The 17,717-nt window shown below is 60.1% G+C and carries 15 protein-coding genes; 3 read left to right on the top strand and 12 right to left on the bottom strand.

The genetic code is table 11. The annotated features are described in order from the left end of the window. Positions 1-196 precede the first annotated feature (196 nt). Positions 197-859, top strand: a complete 663-nt coding sequence (locus GIW48_RS04930) for a response regulator transcription factor (RefSeq protein ID WP_017139733.1) — start codon at positions 197-199, stop codon at positions 857-859. Here the strand turns inward: GIW48_RS04930 and GIW48_RS04935 are convergent. The 6 genes from GIW48_RS04935 to xerD all read right to left on the bottom strand — a co-directional run bounded on the left by GIW48_RS04935 (position 828) and on the right by xerD (position 10,674). Continuing rightward, positions 828-2,072, bottom strand: a complete 1,245-nt coding sequence (locus GIW48_RS04935; RefSeq protein WP_236460764.1) for an EAL domain-containing response regulator — start codon at positions 2,070-2,072, stop codon at positions 828-830. The genes GIW48_RS04930 and GIW48_RS04935 overlap by 32 nt on opposite strands. Positions 2,073-2,305: 233 nt before the next feature. Continuing rightward, positions 2,306-5,884 (bottom strand): transporter substrate-binding domain-containing protein, encoded by a 3,579-nt coding sequence (locus tag GIW48_RS04940; protein ID WP_236460763.1) that lies wholly within the window; start codon positions 5,882-5,884, stop codon positions 2,306-2,308. Between the two features lie 111 nt (positions 5,885-5,995). Then, positions 5,996-7,405 (bottom strand): threonine synthase, encoded by a 1,410-nt coding sequence (gene thrC, locus GIW48_RS04945; RefSeq protein ID WP_236460761.1) that lies wholly within the window; start codon positions 7,403-7,405, stop codon positions 5,996-5,998. A 66-nt stretch (positions 7,406-7,471) separates the two neighbouring features. Next, on the bottom strand, positions 7,472-8,776 hold the full coding sequence (locus GIW48_RS04950; protein ID WP_017139729.1) for a homoserine dehydrogenase: 1,305 nt from the start codon (positions 8,774-8,776) through the stop codon (positions 7,472-7,474). A gap of 129 nt (positions 8,777-8,905) precedes the next feature. Beyond that, positions 8,906-9,637, bottom strand: a complete 732-nt coding sequence (locus GIW48_RS04955) for a thioredoxin fold domain-containing protein (protein ID WP_017139728.1) — start codon at positions 9,635-9,637, stop codon at positions 8,906-8,908. Positions 9,638-9,777: 140 nt separating this feature from the next. After that, complete coding sequence (gene xerD / locus GIW48_RS04960; protein ID WP_099549352.1) at positions 9,778-10,674, bottom strand: site-specific tyrosine recombinase XerD; 897 nt, start codon at positions 10,672-10,674, stop codon at positions 9,778-9,780. 107 nt (positions 10,675-10,781) lie between these two features. Between xerD and GIW48_RS04965 the strand changes: the two genes are divergently transcribed. Then, complete coding sequence (locus tag GIW48_RS04965) at positions 10,782-12,590, top strand: cation:proton antiporter (protein WP_099549351.1); 1,809 nt, start codon at positions 10,782-10,784, stop codon at positions 12,588-12,590. 1 nt (position 12,591) lies between these two features. On the opposite strand, the gene GIW48_RS04970 is transcribed toward GIW48_RS04965, so the two are convergent. The 6 genes from GIW48_RS04970 to ffh form a co-directional block, all read right to left on the bottom strand. Beyond that, the gene (locus tag GIW48_RS04970; protein WP_016977715.1) at positions 12,592-13,005 is read right to left on the bottom strand and encodes an acyl-CoA thioesterase; all 414 of its coding nucleotides are present in this window, start codon (positions 13,003-13,005) and stop codon (positions 12,592-12,594) included. 82 nt (positions 13,006-13,087) lie between these two features. Next, entirely contained in the window at positions 13,088-13,438 is a 351-nt protein-coding gene (gene rplS, locus GIW48_RS04975; RefSeq protein ID WP_003175895.1) for a 50S ribosomal protein L19, read from the bottom strand. A gap of 45 nt (positions 13,439-13,483) precedes the next feature. Continuing rightward, the gene (gene trmD / locus GIW48_RS04980; protein WP_170875847.1) at positions 13,484-14,257 is read right to left on the bottom strand and encodes a tRNA (guanosine(37)-N1)-methyltransferase TrmD; all 774 of its coding nucleotides are present in this window, start codon (positions 14,255-14,257) and stop codon (positions 13,484-13,486) included. Continuing rightward, positions 14,239-14,775: a ribosome maturation factor RimM gene (rimM, locus tag GIW48_RS04985; RefSeq protein ID WP_003175898.1), complete on the bottom strand. Its 537-nt coding sequence runs from the start codon at positions 14,773-14,775 to the stop codon at positions 14,239-14,241. Before rimM ends, trmD begins: the two co-directional genes overlap by 19 nt. Before the next feature lie 5 nt (positions 14,776-14,780). Next, the gene (gene rpsP / locus GIW48_RS04990; RefSeq protein WP_003175899.1) at positions 14,781-15,032 is read right to left on the bottom strand and encodes a 30S ribosomal protein S16; all 252 of its coding nucleotides are present in this window, start codon (positions 15,030-15,032) and stop codon (positions 14,781-14,783) included. A 252-nt stretch (positions 15,033-15,284) separates the two neighbouring features. Continuing rightward, on the bottom strand, positions 15,285-16,661 hold the full coding sequence (gene ffh / locus GIW48_RS04995; RefSeq protein WP_017139724.1) for a signal recognition particle protein: 1,377 nt from the start codon (positions 16,659-16,661) through the stop codon (positions 15,285-15,287). Positions 16,662-16,894: 233 nt separating this feature from the next. Here ffh and GIW48_RS05000 point away from each other — a divergent pair, with 233 nt between their 5' ends. Further along, positions 16,895-17,707 carry a cytochrome C assembly family protein gene (locus GIW48_RS05000; protein ID WP_017139723.1) on the top strand — a complete coding sequence of 271 codons (813 nt, stop codon included), beginning with the start codon at positions 16,895-16,897 and terminating at the stop codon, positions 17,705-17,707. Positions 17,708-17,717: the final 10 nt, after the last annotated feature.

The following is a 17,717-nucleotide window of genomic DNA, read 5'->3' on the forward strand; positions in this document are numbered from 1 at the left end:
CTCAATCATTCGAATAAAGTTCGAAAAACAAAAATGTCACCAAGGTGCTGACATTCAAGTGACCCGTGCCCGCAGCAGAAAGTTCGACCTTTTGTATCGTCGTCTGCCCGAGTCAACCGAGCATGCACGGCAAAGATGACAGAGAGAAAACAACCTCCAACAGGCTAGAATCCCTGGATTATCCTGGGAGCCTGCCTTGAAAGCCGCGTCTGAAGCGCCACTGCGCATCGTCCTCGCCGACGACCACCCGATTTTTCTGATTGGTTTGCGCGCCGTGTTGGAGCGTGACGAACGGGTACGCATCGTCGCCGAGGCCAATTCGCCCCAAGCCCTGATTGAACAGCTGAACACCTGTGCCTGTGATGTGCTGGTGACCGACTTCATGATGCCCGCCGAGCCTCAGGCCGACGGGCTGCGCCTGATAGAACAGCTGCGTCGGCACCATCCCGAACTGCCGATTGTGGTGGTGACCATGCTCAATAACGCCGGCTTGTTTCATTCCATTCTGAAACTGGGGGTCATGGGCCTGCTGAGCAAGGCCAGCTTGGCCGATGAGCTGCCGCAAGCAATTCACCACGTGCGGCAAGGGCGTCCTTATGTGGCCCACGCCATTCGCCAGGCACTGAGCCTTGCCGGCGAAGTCGGCGCTGACCACCTGCAGTCGCAGCAACAGCTGTCACCTCGGGAACTGGAGGTGATCCGCCTGTTGGCTGCCGGGTTGGCGGTGGGCGAGATCGCCGCGCAACTGCATCGCAGCAAGCAGACGGTCAGCGCGCACAAGGTCAGCGCCATGCGCAAGCTGGGCCTGGGCAACGATGCCGCGCTGTTTATCTATGTGCAGGAACACGGACTGGCATAGCCTGAAACGCGATCCATTGCTTGAGCGCCTCGACCTCCATTGGCCGCGCGATAAAACAGCCTTGCAGCCAGGCCGCGCCCAATTCTCCAACGGCATGGTAATCGGCGGCGCTTTCCACCCCGGTCACCACCACGCCAATGCCCAAGTGCGCAGCCATGCTCATGGCACCCGCCACCACGGCAGCCTTGCGATCATCCTCGGCCATGCCACTGGCAAACACCGGAGGGATCTTCAGCTCAGTGAAGGGCAACGCCAGCAGGCTCTGCAGGCTGGTGCCGCCGACGCCGAAATCACCAATGGACAACTTGCACCCCATCATCCGCAAGCGCAGCAGCCCGGTGAGGTGGGCACTGTCGGTTTTTAACCGTGAGGTCTCCACCAACTCCAGGGTCAGCCCATGGGCCGGCACGCCGTGCAGTTGCAGCAGGCCTTGCAGTACTTGGGGAAAGTGCGGTCGCTCCAGCATGCGCCCGGGAATATTCACCGCTACAGGCAGCAGTTGCCCGGTCTGGCCCATGACCTGGCCAGCCAGGCCCAGTGCCTGCTCCAGTACGTGCCAAGTGAAGGCCTCTTCCATGCCGGCAAACTCCAGCACCGGCAAAAAGTCGTCAGGCAACAGCAGCTCATTTTCATTAGATTGCCAACGGGCCAGGGCCTCGACCCGTTGCAGCACGCCGGCCTGGCTGACGATAGGCTGATACCAAACCCGGCCACAGCGCGCGATGCTGGCCTGGCTGACGTCCGCCGAGGGTGGCAACGGCTCGCGCTCGTTCAGGTCGAGCAGATGACGCACCCGCGCCCATGAGGTCACCGGCGGCCCCGCACGCAAGCGCGCCTGGCAATCCGTCAACACTTGCCCGACCAGCTTGGCCGACGCCGGCTTGGGCAAGCACGCCAGCACATTCAGCCCCTGTTGCCGCGCCATATTGGCCACGCCTTCGAGCACGTCCGGTTCGGCATTGCTGAGCAGGATCAGCACCTGGGCCAGGCTGCGCTCGGCCAGTTCGCGGATCAACTCCAGGCCATCGCCCTGCTCCAGGTACAGATCGCAAATGGCAATGTCCACCGGGCCGGCACTGTCCAGGGACTGGCGGGCGGCGTCGACCGTTTCGGCGGTGAGTACGTTGAACACGCCGTTGGCATTGAGCATCTGGTGCAGTGCCATCAGTTGAAACGGGTTGTCTTCAAGGATCAGCACTTTGAGGGAACGCATGGGCAACTCTGTCGGCAGCGGGCAAAGACCGGCACAGTAACCAAAAGCTGCAGGGCGCCCCATAGGACGTGTCCTAAACGTTATGCCGTTCAAGGTCTTTGGGCTGACGCAGTCAAGTAAGGCAATTGAGAAATGGAACCGGCAAAAGGCAACCTGTGGCGAGCAGGCTTGCCACAGTGAAAGGGTTCGTCCTCGAATGAGGGGGATTAGCCAAACAGCTGAAAGCCATGACCCTAAATGCGAGCGTCCAGGTAGGGTTGCAGGTCGCGACGGAACACCATCAACGCCTGGGACAACCTTGACCACGGCGCCTCAAGTTCGCTGCCGCGCGCCTCACGTGCGCAGCTCTCCAGGGCCATGCACGCCTTGGCCAGCGGCAGCGCATCGACCAGAGAGCAAATGCCCTTGAGCCGATGCAACGCAGCATTCAAGCGCGCCATGTCTTGCTCGACCAAGGCCACCTCCATCACTTCATGCTCGCGGTCCAGGCTCCTGGCCAACTCTTGCAGCATGCTGTGCAGCACCGGCCCTTCAGCCTGGGTCATGGTGCGCAGGGTCTGGATATCAAAAGAGCGTGGCGCCGCCCGTTCTGCCAGCACCTGAGCCCAGCGCTGCAACGTGATCGGCTTGACCAACAGCTCATCCATGCCGACTTCGTTGCCACGCTGTTGTTCATCCTGCATGGCATTCGCGGTGCAACCGATCACTGCGCAACGCGGTAACTGCTCAGTGGCTTCAATCCGTCGGATCGCCTGGCTCAGCTCATAGCCGGACATGCCCGGCATCTGGCAATCGGTGACCAGCACGTCAAAGCGTTGCTGCGACCATGCCTGCAACGCGCCCTGCGCTGAATCGACGGCGACCACTTGATGGCCGAGGAACTCCAACTGCTGCACCAGTACCAGACGGTTGGCCGCCAGATCATCGACCACCAGCACCGACAGGCTGCGACCGGCAGGCGGCAATGAAGCACCGACGGGTGCCGGTACGTCGTCAGTGCTGATCCGCGCCAGGTGCAGGTCGATGCACACCACCGTACCTGCGCCCACGACACTGTTGAGGTGAATGCTACCGCCCATCAACTCCACCAACTGCTGGCAGATACTCAAACCCAGGCCAGTGCCGCCATGCTCGGCCGCGGTCGAAGCGCTCATCTGCACAAACGGCTTGAACATCCTCGCTTGCTGATCGGCCCCAATCCCCGGACCGCTGTCTTCCACGCACAGGTGCAGGTATTCGGCGCCGGCCTCATCGTGCCGGCAATCGACACTGATACGCACCCCGCCGTGCTGAGTAAACTTGAGCGCATTGCCCAAAAGGTTGTGCATCACTTGGCGCAAGCGCAGCGGGTCAAACCAGTAATAACCCTGGGCTGCCGGGTCAAACGCCAGGGTCAGGTGCAGGCCCTTTTTTTGCGCCGTGGCCTCGAACAAGCGCTGGATACCTTCGAAAAAGCCCTTCAGCTCAGTCGATTGCGGTGCCAGTTGCATATGGCCCGACTCAATCTTGGCAAGGTCCAGGCTGTCGCCCATCAACGCAATCAGCTCACGGGCCGAGCGATGGGCTACCTGCAACGCGTCGGACACCGGCTGGCCGGCTGCCAGGCTGCGTTCCTGCTCCAGTTCGAGCAAGCCGATGATGGCGTTCATCGGTGTACGAATCTCGTGGCTCAGGGTTGAGAGAAAGCCACTTTTGGCGTAGTTCGCTTCGTCGGCGGCCTGACGCGCGTCCATTAATTGATGCTCCAGGACTTTGCGCTCGTTGATGTCGATCCAGCCACCCAGCAACCCCTGCAAACGGTTCTCGGCGTCAAAGAACGGCACAGTCCATTGGTACACGTGAACGCTGCCGCCGTTGAGTTCCAGCTCCCGGTCGACAAACAGCGGTTGTTGCGTGGCCAGTTGCACCATATGGCCTGCATGCAGGCGCGCGGCGGTGAGTTCGGGCATCACCGCGCTTTCCATCAAGGTCAGGCCCTGGATCTTTTCAAGGCGAGTTGCCAATTGCTGTTCATAACTTTTGTTGCAGGTCACCAGGCGCCCGGCCAGGTCGCGCACGAATAGCGGGTTGGGCATGCCGTCGAGCAAGGCGCGCTTGAAGGCCAATTGGTCATTGAGCCGACGTTCAGCCTCCAGCCGCTGGTGGATCTGGCGCTTGAGCCGGCTGTTCCACACCAGCGACACCAGCACAAACAGGATCGCCATGGCCACCGTCCAGTAAGCCCAGGCAGGGACACGCTGCCAGGCCGGCACCGGAATCGCCACCGCGCCGATCCAGCGCAGGCGCAAGGCGCTCAGCTCGGCGACCGGCAAGGCTTCCAGCGCCTTGTTCAGAATGCTCAACAGTTCAGGCTGGTCCTTGCGCACCGACAGGCTGTTGGCCGACCACTTGCCATCGACGCTGCGGCCAATGCGCAGGCCATCCTGTGGGTAACTCTGCACTTCCACTTCTGTCTGCAGCGTGGCAGCCGCTTCGCCGCGTCTTACCCAATCACGGGCCTGGGTGTAATCAGTGACCAAGCGCAGGTTGATCTGCGGGTACGCCTGGCGAATGTAGGGCTCAAGTACATGCCGTGCCGGCAGCACCAGCACCTTGCCGGCCAACTGATCCAGGCCGGTCAGCGGCGCCGCATCAGCAGGCTCGACAAACACCCAGCCAGAGCCACCGAAACTGTGGCTGAAGTTGAGCAGCGCCTGGCGCTCCTGATTCTCGGCCAAGGTGGTGTTCATGTCCGCCCTGCCCGTTTCCAGCCAGCTCAGGGTTTGCGCAGTGGAATGCGCCTCCTCGAAGACAAACTGTAAACCGGTCATGCGCGAAATCCGGTTGAGCAGGTCAACGTTCAAGCCCACCCAGCGGTCGTCCTTGTCCCTGAACACGTAAGGCGACATTTGCTGGGCCGCCACCACCACATGCGGGTGCTGCAACACCCACGCCCGCTCCGAGGCCGACAGCGCAATGCGCTCAACACCAAAACCGACACCCAGTCCGGTGGTCCAGCGCGCGAGAATTTCGCGCTGCACCGACTCATCGATGCTCGCCAGCGCGCTGTCCATCATGGCACCGAGCAACGGGTCGGCCTGGCGAGTGGCAAACGCGAAGCCGATCGGGGGCAAGCGACTTTCTTCTTTGATCTGCAACCTCAGGTAAGGCCGCAGCGACTTGTAGGCGCGCACGATGACTTCGTTGCCGATAAACGCATCGGCGTCGCCCTGATTGAGCGCCTCCAGCCCACTGTAGAGGTCGGGCGCAAGCATGATGTGGCTGCCGGGGTAGGCGGCATGCACGTTCTTGACGTTGGCATAGCCATCGAGCAACACCAGCTTCTTGCCCGTCAGATCGTCGCCCTGGCTATCGTCGCGACACAGTACTACTACCGACCGGTCGGGCATGTAGTCGCGGGTAAACTGCAAACCGGGTACATCACGCTCATAGCCATTGGCGCTGGTGAGAATGTCAATGGCACCGTTGCGCAACGCCTCGACCGCCTGGGCGCGTTCGGCAAAACCGAGCACCTGCATCGACACACCCAGGCGCGCACCGACCAGGCTCAGGTAATCGGCACTGATGCCCTGGTAGCGATTGCGGTCGCGGGTGATATCAATCGGCTGATAGTCATCAATGGAAATCCCCACCTTCAAGGTCCGATGGGCTGCCAGCCACTGCTGCTGCGCCGGCGCCAGCGGCAACGGCTCCAGCGGGATAAACGCCGGCACCAGTTTGAAAGGCAGGCTGACGGCGGCCAGGCCCATTGGCACTTGGCCAAGCAAGAGCACACACGCCAAACGCACCGTCCATTGGATTACTGCATGCACCGATTGGGTTTCCTTGAGTGTTCGGGTTAAGCGCCTGCGCAAGTATGGCCCGCCAGAATGAAAAAGCCCGTCACGAAGACGGGCTTGATCTGCCGCGCAGCCACTGATGAATCAGAGTGGCTTGCCGCGATTGCCATGCTGGCTGACAAACGCCTGCACAGCTTTCAGGTCATTGGCCAGCACGGTGCAGCGCTCTTCGCGCTCGAACAGGTCAGCCAGGTGCTGCGGTAACTCCAGCGCCTTGCCAACGCCGGCCTTCTCCACCGCTTCCGGGAATTTGACCGGGTGGGCGGTGCCCAGAATCACCATCGGGATGTCCAGGCTGCGACGGCATTCGCGTGCTGCCTTCACACCGATAGCGGTGTGCGGGTCGAGCAGCTCGCCGGTCTGCGCATAGACTTCGGCGATGGTTTCGCAGGTTTGCGCATCGTCCACGGCCAGGGAGTCGAACAGCTTGCGGGTTTCGGTCCAGCGCTCTTCATCAACGCTGAAACCGCCACCGCTTTTGAAGGTGTCCATCAAGCCGGCAATGGCTGCGCCGTTGCGACCATGCATGTCGAACAGCAGGCGTTCGAAGTTCGACGAGACCATGATGTCCATCGATGGCGACAGCGTGGCGTGCAGGGTTTCCTTGACGTACTGGTTGCCGCTCATGAAGCGGTGCAGGATGTCGTTGCGGTTGGTGGCGACGATCAACTGGTTGATCGGCAGGCCCATGTTGCGCGCCAGGTAACCGGCGAAGATGTCGCCAAAGTTGCCGGTCGGCACCGAGAACGACACCGAACGCGCCGGGCCGCCCAACTGCAGGGAGGCGTGGAAGTAGTAGACGATCTGGGCCATGATCCGCGCCCAGTTGATCGAGTTCACCGCCACCAAACGCGTACCTTTGAGGAAGCTCTGGTCAGCGAAGCTGTTCTTGACCATTTCCTGGCAGTCATCGAAGTTGCCTTCGATGGCGATGTTGTGGATGTTCTCACCGAAGATGGTGGTCATCTGGCGACGCTGCACCTCCGACACGCGCTTGTACGGGTGCAGGATGAAGATGTCGACGTTCTCGCAGTGCTTGCAACCTTCGATGGCCGCCGAGCCGGTATCACCGGAGGTGGCACCGATGATCACCACACGCTCGCCGCGTTTTTCCAGCACGTAGTCGAGCAGGCGACCGAGCAGTTGCAGGGCGAAGTCCTTGAACGCCAGGGTCGGGCCGTGGAACAGCTCCAGCACCCACTCATTGCCGTTCAGTTGACGCAGGGGTGCGATGGCGTTGTGGGAAAACACGCCATACGTTTCTTCCAGAATCTTTTTAAAGTCCGCATCAGGAATGCTGCCGGTAACAAACGGGCGCATCACCCGGAACGCCAGTTCGTGGTACGGCAGGCCGGCCCACGAGGCGATCTCTTCCTGAGTGAAACGTGGCAGGTTTTCCGGCACGTACAGGCCGCCGTCAGTGGCAAGGCCGGCGAGCAAAACGTCTTCGAAGTTCAGGGCCGGTGCCTGGCCGCGGGTGCTGATATAACGCATGACTGGCTCCTCTAGAGCATTCTGAACAAGGGCCGCCGAACGTGTGGGGCCCTTGCCGCTAAACGATTAGTTCAGGTGTTCAACACGGATGCGCACCACCGGCCCAACCACGCCCTGCAACGCTTCAAGCGCGGCAATGGCATCGTTGATGTGCTGCTCGAGCACGCGGTGGGTCAGCAGGATCATCGGCACCAGGCCGTCTTGTTCCTCGACTTCCTTCTGCATGATCGACTCGATGTTGATGCCACGCTCCGAGAGGATGCTGGCCACTTGGGCCAACACGCCTGGGTGATCCTTGGCCTGGATGCGCAGGTAGTAAGCGCTTTCACAGGCTTCGATCGGCAGGATCGGGTGGGCCGACAGCGAATCCGGCTGGAAGGCCAGGTGCGGCACGCGGTTTTCCGGGTCGCTGGTCATGGCGCGAACCACGTCCACCAGGTCGGCGATCACCGACGAAGCGGTCGGCTCCATGCCGGCGCCAGCGCCGTAGAACAGGGTGGAGCCGGCGGCGTCACCGTTGACCATCACGGCATTCATCACGCCATTGACGTTGGCGATCAGGCGGTCGGCCGGGATCAGCGTCGGGTGTACACGCAACTCGATACCGGCCGGGGTACTGCGCGCCACACCTAGGTGCTTGATGCGGTAGCCCAGGGCTTCGGCGTAGTTCACGTCGGCGGTGGTGAGCTTGGTGATGCCTTCGGTGTAGGCCTTGTCGAACTGCAGCGGAATGCCAAAGGCGATGGACGCCAAAATGGTCAGCTTGTGCGCCGCGTCGATGCCTTCTACGTCGAAGGTCGGGTCGGCTTCGGCGTAACCCAAGGCTTGAGCTTCGGCCAGCACGTCTTCGAAGGTGCGGCCTTTCTCGCGCATTTCGGTGAGGATGAAGTTGCCGGTGCCGTTGATGATGCCGGCCACCCAGTTGATACGGTTGGCAGACAGGCCTTCACGGATCGCCTTGATCACCGGGATGCCACCGGCCACGGCGGCTTCGAACGCGACAATCACACCCTTTTCACGCGCCTTGGCGAAGATCTCGTTGCCGTGTACGGCGATCAGCGCCTTGTTGGCGGTGACCACGTGCTTGCCGTTTTCGATGGCCAGCAGCACCAGCTCGCGGGCCACGGTATAACCGCCAACCAGCTCGATGACGATATCGATTTCAGGGTTGGTGGCCACGGCGAAGACATCGTTGGTAATCGCAATACCGGTCGTTTGGAACTGAGGCTTTGGCGTACGCGTGGCAATTTGCGCCACTTCAATCCCACGCCCTGCACGGCGGGAAATTTCTTCAGCATTACGCTGAAGTACGTTCAAGGTGCCGCCACCGACGGTCCCTAACCCACAGATGCCTACTTTGACCGGTTTCACTGAAGAACTCCCCATGAAACGGCCGACTCAAGGTCGGCCGTGGTAAACAGCCGCACAACTGCGGCTCTCAATTAATGCCCCGTCGACTGTTCGACGGGGCATGATCGTCAAAGGCTCGACGATGACTGCTTACTTCGCACCCAGTGCCAGTTTGGCAACTTGTGGCGCCGGCTGGTAGCCCGGAATCACTTGGCCGTCAGCCAAAACGATGGCCGGTGTACCGTTCACGCCAATCGACTGGCCGAGGGCGAACTGCTTGGAAACCGGGTTGGCACATTTGGCCGCCTTGATTTCCTTGCCATCGACCATTTTGTCCATGGCCGATTTCTTGTCGGCCGAACACCATACGGCTTGCAGTTGCTCGTCACCCGGCGAACCCAGGCCCTGGCGCGGGAACGCGACGTAGCGCACTTCGATACCGGCCTTGTTCAGCGCAGGCACCTCGGCGTGCAGCTTGTGGCAGTACGGGCACGTGGTGTCGGTGAACACGGTAATGTGGGTCTTGGTCTCGCCAATGGCTGGGTAAACCACGGTCTCAGCCACCGGAATGCCGTTGATCAGCTTGGACACGCCCAGGCGCTCGGCCTTCTCGGTCAGGTTGACCGGCTTGCCGTCTTTAAGCTGGAACAGGTAGCCCTGGACGATGTACTGGCCATCGGCACTGGCGTACAGCACACGGCTGCCCTTGAGCTTGACTTCATACAGGCCGGCCATGGGGCTGGCGCTGATGCTTTCGATCGGGGTGTCGAGCTTCAGGTCCGCCAAACTCTTGCGAATGGTTTGTTCGGCGGCGTCATCGGCGACAACAAAGGTGGAAACCAACGCAATCGCTGCGGCGGCAATAATCTGGGTCAAGCGCATGGGAACTCCTGAAGGCAGATGCAGGGACGGCTGTGGAACACCGCTTGGAAACGCGGGCAGTGGCCGTCCCCTTTGCTAACCGGCAAAGCCTACCACAGTTGGGCGCCAGGGCAGCCGGTGGCGGGACAAATTGGCGGCTTTCAACCGCGCGGGTGGTGCTTGGCGTGCATCTCCTGCAAGCGTGCGCGTGCCACATGGGTGTAGATCTGGGTTGTGGACAAGTCGCTGTGTCCCAGCAACATTTGCACCACGCGCAAATCCGCGCCGTGGTTGAGCAAATGCGTGGCGAATGCATGGCGCAAGGTATGCGGCGACAGCGCCTTGCCGATCCCGGCGACCTTGGCCTGGTGCTTGATACGGTGCCAGAAGGTCTGGCGAGTCATCTGCTCGCCGCGCAGGCTGGGGAACAGCACATCGCTGGGTCGCCCACCAAGCAGCTCATTGCGGGCGTCACGCATATAGCGCTCCACCCACACAATCGCCTCCTCGCCCATCGGCACCAACCGCTCCTTGCTGCCTTTGCCCATCACGCGCAACACGCCCTGGCGCAGGTTGACTTGCTCCAGGGTCAGGCTGATCAGCTCGGTCACGCGCAAACCGCAGGCATACAAGACCTCAAGCATGGCGCGGTCGCGCTGGCCGATGGCTTCGCTCAGATCGGGGGCGGCGAGCAAGGCATCGACGTCAGCTTCCGACAAGGATTTAGGCAATGGCCTACCGAGCTGGGGCATGTCGATTTGTAGGGTCGGGTCGACAGCAATCAGCTTTTCCCGCAGCAAATAGCGATAAAACCCACGTACGCCCGAGAGAAATCGCGCCGTGGAACGCGGCTTGTAATTCTGCTCCAGGCGCCAGGCCAGGTGATCGAGGATCAACTCACGACCGGCATTGATCAGTTCAAGGTTTTTGTCCTGCAACCAGCCATTGAACAAAGCCAAGTCGCTGCGATAAGCCTGGCGGGTGTTGTCCGACAGGCCTTTTTCCAGCCACAGGGCGTCGAGGAAGCGGTCGATCAGGGGATGGTCAATGGCGGGCATGGGCACTCAAGCAGCGCAGCACAGGGCTTTGCGCAAATTATTTAGTGAACTGTTACAACGGGCACTAGTCTTTCATAGCCCGCTATTTCAAGGAACAGGAAGCTTCAATGAGCGAACAACAGATTCTGCTGGCATTTGGTGGCATTGGCGTGGCCGCGTTGGCCTGCCAATGGCTGGCATGGCGCCTGAAACTTCCCGCCATTCTGTTTCTGCTGGTCAGCGGAATCCTGGCAGGGCCGGTGCTGGGCTGGCTGAACCCTCAGGAAATGTTCGGTCCGTTGCTGATGCCATTGGTATCCCTGGCCGTGGCACTGATCCTGTTTGAAGGCAGCCTCACGCTGCACCTTTCGGAATGGAAGGAGATCGGCAGCGTCGTGCATCGCCTTGTCACGGTCGGCGCCCTGTCGACATGGGCCGTCATTACCCTGGCTACCCACTGGCTGCTGGGTTTTGACTGGATGCTCGCCCTGCTTTTCGGCACTTTGACACTGGTGACCGGGCCTACCGTGATTGTGCCCATGTTACGTGTCGTGCGGCCAAAAGCCTCGATCGCCAATATCTTACGCTGGGAAGGCATTGTCATTGACCCGATTGGTGCGCTGCTCGCCGTGGTGGTCTACAGCTTTATCATCGCTCGCGCGTCAGGCGACGGCTTGAGTCACAGCCTGCTGACCTTTGGCGGCGTGATCCTGTGCGGCAGCCTGTTCGGAGTCGCCGGTGGTTGGGTGTTGGGGCAGATCATGCGCCGGCAATGGCTGCCGGAATACCTGCATAACCTGGCTACGCTGGCTGGCGTTCTGGGAATCTTCATCGCCTCCAACGAGGTGATGCATGAGTCCGGCCTGCTGGCCGTGACGCTGATGGGCATGTGGATGGCCAATATGAAGGGCGTTGACGTACGCCACATCCTGCATTTCAAGGAAAACCTCAGCGTCCTGCTGATTTCCGGATTATTCATTCTGCTGGCCGCGCGCCTGGACCTGAACGCCCTGATTGCCTTGGGGCCGTTCGTACTGATCCTGTTACTGATCATTCAATTTATTGCACGACCTTTGAACGTCGCGCTTTCGACCTTTGGTTCCGGCCTGAACTGGCGTGAACGTGCCCTGCTGTCCTGGATTGCACCACGCGGGATCGTGGCCGCAGCCGTGTCGGCGATTTTCGCCATTCGCCTGGATGAGGCCGGTCATGAAGGCGCACTGTTACTGGTGCCACTGACATTCGCGGTGATTATCGGCACCGTTGTCCTGCAAAGCGCCACGGCCCGCCCGTTGGCACGCCTGCTGAAAGTCGCCGAGCCTGCGCCCAGCGGCTTCCTGATCGTCGGCGCGAACGGCCCGGCGCGCATCCTGGGCAAAGCCTTGCAACAACTGGGCAGCCGAGTGCTGCTGACCGACTCCAGCTGGGAAAACATCCGCGCCAGCCGAATGGAAGGGCTACCCACTTACTTCGGCAACCCGGCATCACAGCATGCCGAATCGCATCTGGATCTGGTCGGCCTCGGGCATTTGCTGGCGCTCTCACCTTCGGGCGAACTGAACACTTTGGCCGCCATGCGCTTTCGCCACGATTTTGGGCATCGTCTGTTCGCCCTGGCCAGCAGCCAGGAAAGCCGTCGCACCGATAAGCACCGGGCCAGCCACGAGCACCGTGGCCATTTGCTGGGCAGCCAACCCCTGAGCTACACCAAACTTGCGAGCCTGCTGGGCCAAGGTGCAGAGCTGTATAGCACCAACCTGACCGAAGGCTTCAGCTGGGAACAGTACCAGGCGCTGCATGGTGACCGCGCGACGCTGCTGTTTGCCCGCGATACCGCAGGCTGGGTACACGTGGTAACCCCGGACAGCAGCTTGAAACCCGTAGCTGGCTGGACCTTGCTGGCCGTGATTCAACCAGAAAACAACACAGCCGAATAAGTCAGTCGGCAAAACCCGGCAATACCGGCACAGGGCGTTTGTCAGCATCAATCGCGACAAAACTGAACACGCCCTGGATCGCCTTTTCACGGCCATCGGCACTCATGCTCTCGACGAATACTTCAACCTCGACCTTGAGGCTGGTGTTACCCACTTTGATTACGCGGCCGATCAACTCGACGATGGAGCCGGCCGGGATCGCGTGGTTGAAGTCGATACGGTCGGTGGACACGGTCACCAGTGGCAAGCGGCAAAAGCGCGTGGCGGTGATGAACGACACTTCATCCATCCACGCCAGCGCAGTGCCGCCGAACAGGGTGTTGTGGTGGTTGGTGGTCGGCGGGAACACGGCTTTGGTCACGTGGGTGACGGACAGGTCGGTGCGGCGCTGGATTTCTTCGAGGCGGGTGGTCATGGGCAAATACCGGTAAACAGACAAATTTCAGGCACAAAAAAGCAGCCCGTAGGCTGCTTTTTTCTGCATCGGGAAGCTGGACTTAAGCCAGTTTTTCCTTGATGCGAGCTGCTTTACCGGACAGGTCACGCAGGTAGTACAGCTTGGCTTTACGTACGTCACCGCGACGCTTAACGGCCATGCTGTCGATTTGCGGGCTGTAGGTCTGGAAAGTACGCTCTACGCCAACACCGTTGGAGATTTTACGAACAGTGAAAGCACTGTTCACACCACGGTTACGCTTGGCGATTACCACGCCTTCGAACGCTTGCAGACGCGAACGGTCGCCTTCCTTCACTTTCACCTGAACGACAATAGTGTCGCCCGGGGCAAAGGTAGGGATCTCTTTGGTCATCTGCTCTGCTTCGAGTGCAAGGATGATTTTGTTAGTCATGCTGTGCTCCTAAGGTAAGTCAATGGACCTACCATCGATACGTTGTTAACTATCGTCCCGCGCGAGGATGTATTCCTCGAGCAGCTTCTTCTCTTCTCCAGAAAGCGAGCGGCTTTCCAGAAGATCGGCGCGTCGTTCATAGGTCCGACCAAGGGACTGCTGTAAACGCCAACGCCGGATGTGTGCGTGATTGCCACTTAGCAATACGTCGGGAACACGCTGATCCGCATACACCTCCGGTCGGGTGTAGTGCGGGCAATCCAGCAAACCATCCGTGAAGGAATCTTCCTCCGCGGAGTCCGCATGCCCTAAAGCTCCAGGCAGCAGTCGTGTAACCGCATCTATCAGGACCATCGCCGGCAGCTCGCCGCCAGACAGGACATAGTCCCCAATCGACCACTCTTCATCGACATGCGCTTCAATAAAACGCTCGTCAATGCCTTCATAGCGACCGGCAATCAGGATTAAGGCCTCCTCATTCGCCAGTTCGCGCACGCCAGCCTGTTTCAGCTGACGGCCTTGAGGGGACAGGTAAATTACCTTCGCCTTCTCCCCGGCTGCTGCCTTGGCCTCGACCAACGCATCTTCCAGGGGCTTGATCTTCATCACCATGCCCGGGCCACCGCCAAATGGGCGATCGTCCACAGTGTGATGTCGATCCGTCGTGTAGTCTCGCGGGTTCCAACAGGTAAGCTGCAACAGCCCCTGTTTCACCGCCCGACTGGTGATGCCGTACTCGCTGATGGCGGAAAACATCTCGGGAAACAAACTGATCACTTCAATGCGCAAATTAGCCACGCTTAGAAGTCCGCGTCCCATTCCACCTTCATCTCGCCCGCGGCCAGGTCGACGGCCAACACGCATTGCTCGGTATAGGGCAACAGGCGTTCGCGATCATCCAGGCTGCCAGCGCAAGGCTTGACCACCATTACATCATTGGCGCCGGTTTCCAGAAGATGATCGATTTTCCCGAGCAATTGCCCCAGTTGATCAATAACCTTCAGACCTTCCAGCTGGTACCAGTAGTACTCGCCGTCGGTCAATTCAGGGAACAGGTTGCGCGGCACGCAGATCTCATAACCGGCCAGAAGACGAGCTTCTTCACGGTCATCAAGACCCTTGAGCTTTGCGACCAGGAACTTATCGCTCCCGCGTCCACTGACCAGCTCGACCTGCTTCACACTACCTTCGCGCTTGAGCGTCCAGGTTTTGTACTGCAACAGGTTTTCAGTCGGATCAGTAAAGGAATACACCTTCACTTCGCCGCGAACGCCATGAACAGAGTAAATCTTGCCGATAACGATCAAATCATCAGCAACAGCTGGCGTCGCGTTCATATTGCTCAGGCTGCGGCCTTAGCCGAGTCCTTCAACAGTTTTGCAACGCGCTCGGATGGCTGTGCGCCAACGCTCAGCCAGTAGGCTACGCGCTCTTGGTTCACGGACAGACGAACTTCTTGACCACGAGCAACAGGGTTGAAGAAACCAACCTGTTCCTTGTGCGAACCGTCGCGCGGGTTGCGGCTGTCGGTTACGGTCAAGTGGTAAAACGGGCGCTTTTTGGAGCCGCCAAGGGCAAGACGGATTGTTAGCATGTGAACATCGTTCCTGTAGTCGGTGCTGCAAATCTAAATGCACAGCGGGCATAGGTGCCCGAAAGGCCGCATATTCTAAGGAATATCCGGACTTTTGCAAATGTCTTTTTCTGGCGCCTATCAGCGTGCCACTCAGATCTGCTATAGAGCCGTCGGTTAAAACGGCGAGTCAGCTCCCGCTAACCGCGGGTTTGCTGGAGATCCCACGTCCCTGTGGGTCGGAGCGCAAGCAAGCTTGCGCTCGAATACTTTTTACATTTTCGGCATGCCGCCGCCGGGCAACATACCGCCCATGCCGCGCATCATCTTGGCCATCCCGCCTTTGGCGGAGAATTTCTTCATCATCTTCTGCATCTGCTTGTGCTGCTTGATCAAGCGACCGATGTCCTGCACCTGGGTGCCGGAGCCCATGGCGATCCGACGTTTGCGCGAACCACTGATCAGCTCAGGGTCGCGGCGCTCGGCCGGGGTCATGGAGTTGATGATGGCTTCCATCTGCTTGAACTGCTTCTCTGCCGCGCCCTGGGCATTGCCCATTTGCGCCAGGTTCACACCGCCGATGTTCGGCAGCTTGTCCATCAGGCCGCCAAGGCCGCCCATGTTCTTCATTTGTTGCAGCTGGTCACGGAAGTCTTCGAGGTCGAAGCCCTTGCCCTTCTTCAGCTTTTTAGCAAGCTTGTCGGCTTTGTCTTTGTCGAGCGTGGCTTCGGCCTGCTCGATCAGGCTGAGCACGTCGCCCATGCCGAGGATGCGCGAGGCGATACGTTCAGGGTGGAACGGCTCGAGCGCATCGCTCTTCTCGCCCATACCGATGAATTTGATCGGCTTGCCGGTGATGGCGCGTACCGACAGCGCGGCACCGCCACGGGCGTCACCGTCGACCTTGGTCAGGATCACGCCGGTGAGCGGCAGTGCATCGCCGAAAGCCTTGGCGGTGTTGGCCGCATCCTGGCCGGTCATGGCGTCGACCACGAACAGCGTCTCGACCGGGTTGATCGCGGCATGCAACGCCTTGATCTCGCCCATCATCTCTTCGTCGATGTGCAGGCGACCGGCGGTATCGACGATGACCACGTCGATGAATTTGAGCTTGGCTTCTTTAATAGCCGCGTTGGCAATGTCGACCGGCTTCTGGCTCAGGTCGGACGGGAAGAAGGTCACACCGACTTCGCCTGCGAGCATTTCCAGCTGCTTGATCGCGGCCGGACGGTAGACGTCAGCCGATACCACCATGACCGACTTCTTCTTGCGCTCTTTAAGGAAGCGCGCCAGCTTGCCGGCGGTGGTGGTTTTACCCGCGCCCTGCAGACCGGCCATCAGCACAACGGCCGGTGGCACGGCGCTGAGGTTCAAGTCTTCGTTGGCTGCGCCCATCAGGCTTTCGAGTTCGGCCTGGACGACCTTCACAAATGCCTGGCCCGGCGTCAGGCTGCGGGACACTTCGGTGCCCACTGCGCGCTCTTTGACCGAGTTGACGAAGTCCTTGACCACAGGCAAGGCCACGTCGGCTTCCAGCAACGCCATGCGCACTTCACGCAGGGTGTCTTTAATATTGTCCTCGGTCAGCTTGGCCTTGCCGGTGACATGGCGCAGCGTCTGCGAGAGACGGTCAGTCAAGTTTTCAAACATGCGCGATCCTTTCAGGCCCTATTCATCGAAATGCAGTGGTGACCGAGGTAATGGCGGCCCAGGCTGTGGTAAATCGCTATTAAAAACAGCGCTCAGCAAGCCTGCGGCGTGGGCAGGTCGCGGATTATAGCGAAGACTGCGCCGCTGCACACGCGCTGTCTGGCCCGGGAGTCTTTCGTGCAGCGCAGGTGTGTGCCAAACTCAGCGCCTTTCGGGCTTGTCTATCAGGATTTATGGTCCCCTTGTCACCCAGTTTGCTACCCAGCCTCGCCGCCGCCCTTTTATATGCCGCTGCGACTCTCTATCAGGGCACTCGTCTGGCCCAAGGCACTAAAGCGGACAAACGTCTGCTGGTGGGCCTGGGCGTCGTCGCCCTGCTGGCTCACGCCGCGAGCCTGTTCACCCACCTGATGACGCCGGTCGGCTTGGGCCTGGACTTTTTCAGCGCCGCCAGCCTGATCGCCGCTGCCGTTATCGCGCTGACCTTGCTGGCCTGCTACCGCATCCCGGTCGAAAACCTGTTGGTGCTGCTATTCCCGCTGGGAATGCTGACCGTGCTGCTGGCGCAATTCACGCCAACAGGCACCGTGCAGGTCATCGACGAAGAGCCGGGCATCCTGGCGCACATCCTGTTGTCGATCCTGGCCTACGGCATGTTCACCATCGCGGTGTTCCAGGCCTTGCTCCTGCTGCTGCAAGATCACCAACTTAAAAACAAGCACCCGTCCGGGCTGATCAAGAACTTCCCGCCACTGCAAACCATGGAAAGCCTGCTGTTTGGTTTCCTCTGGGCCGGCTGGACGCTGCTGTCGCTGTCGCTGATCTCCGGCTGGCTGTTCGTCGAGAACCTGTTCGCCCAGCACCTGGTGCACAAAACCCTGCTGGCGTGCCTGGCCTGGGTGGTGTTCAGCGTGCTGTTGTGGGGGCGTAACCGTCTCGGCTGGCGCGGGCACAAGGCGATCCGCTGGACCCTGGCCGGTTTCTGCCTGCTGATGCTGGCCTACTTCGGCAGCAAGCTGGTTCGCGAATACATCCTGCATATCTGACGGGCAGCAA

The sequence above is a fragment of the Pseudomonas sp. PA-6-3C genome (assembly GCF_021605825.1).
Classification (GTDB): domain Bacteria; phylum Pseudomonadota; class Gammaproteobacteria; order Pseudomonadales; family Pseudomonadaceae; genus Aquipseudomonas; species Aquipseudomonas edaphica.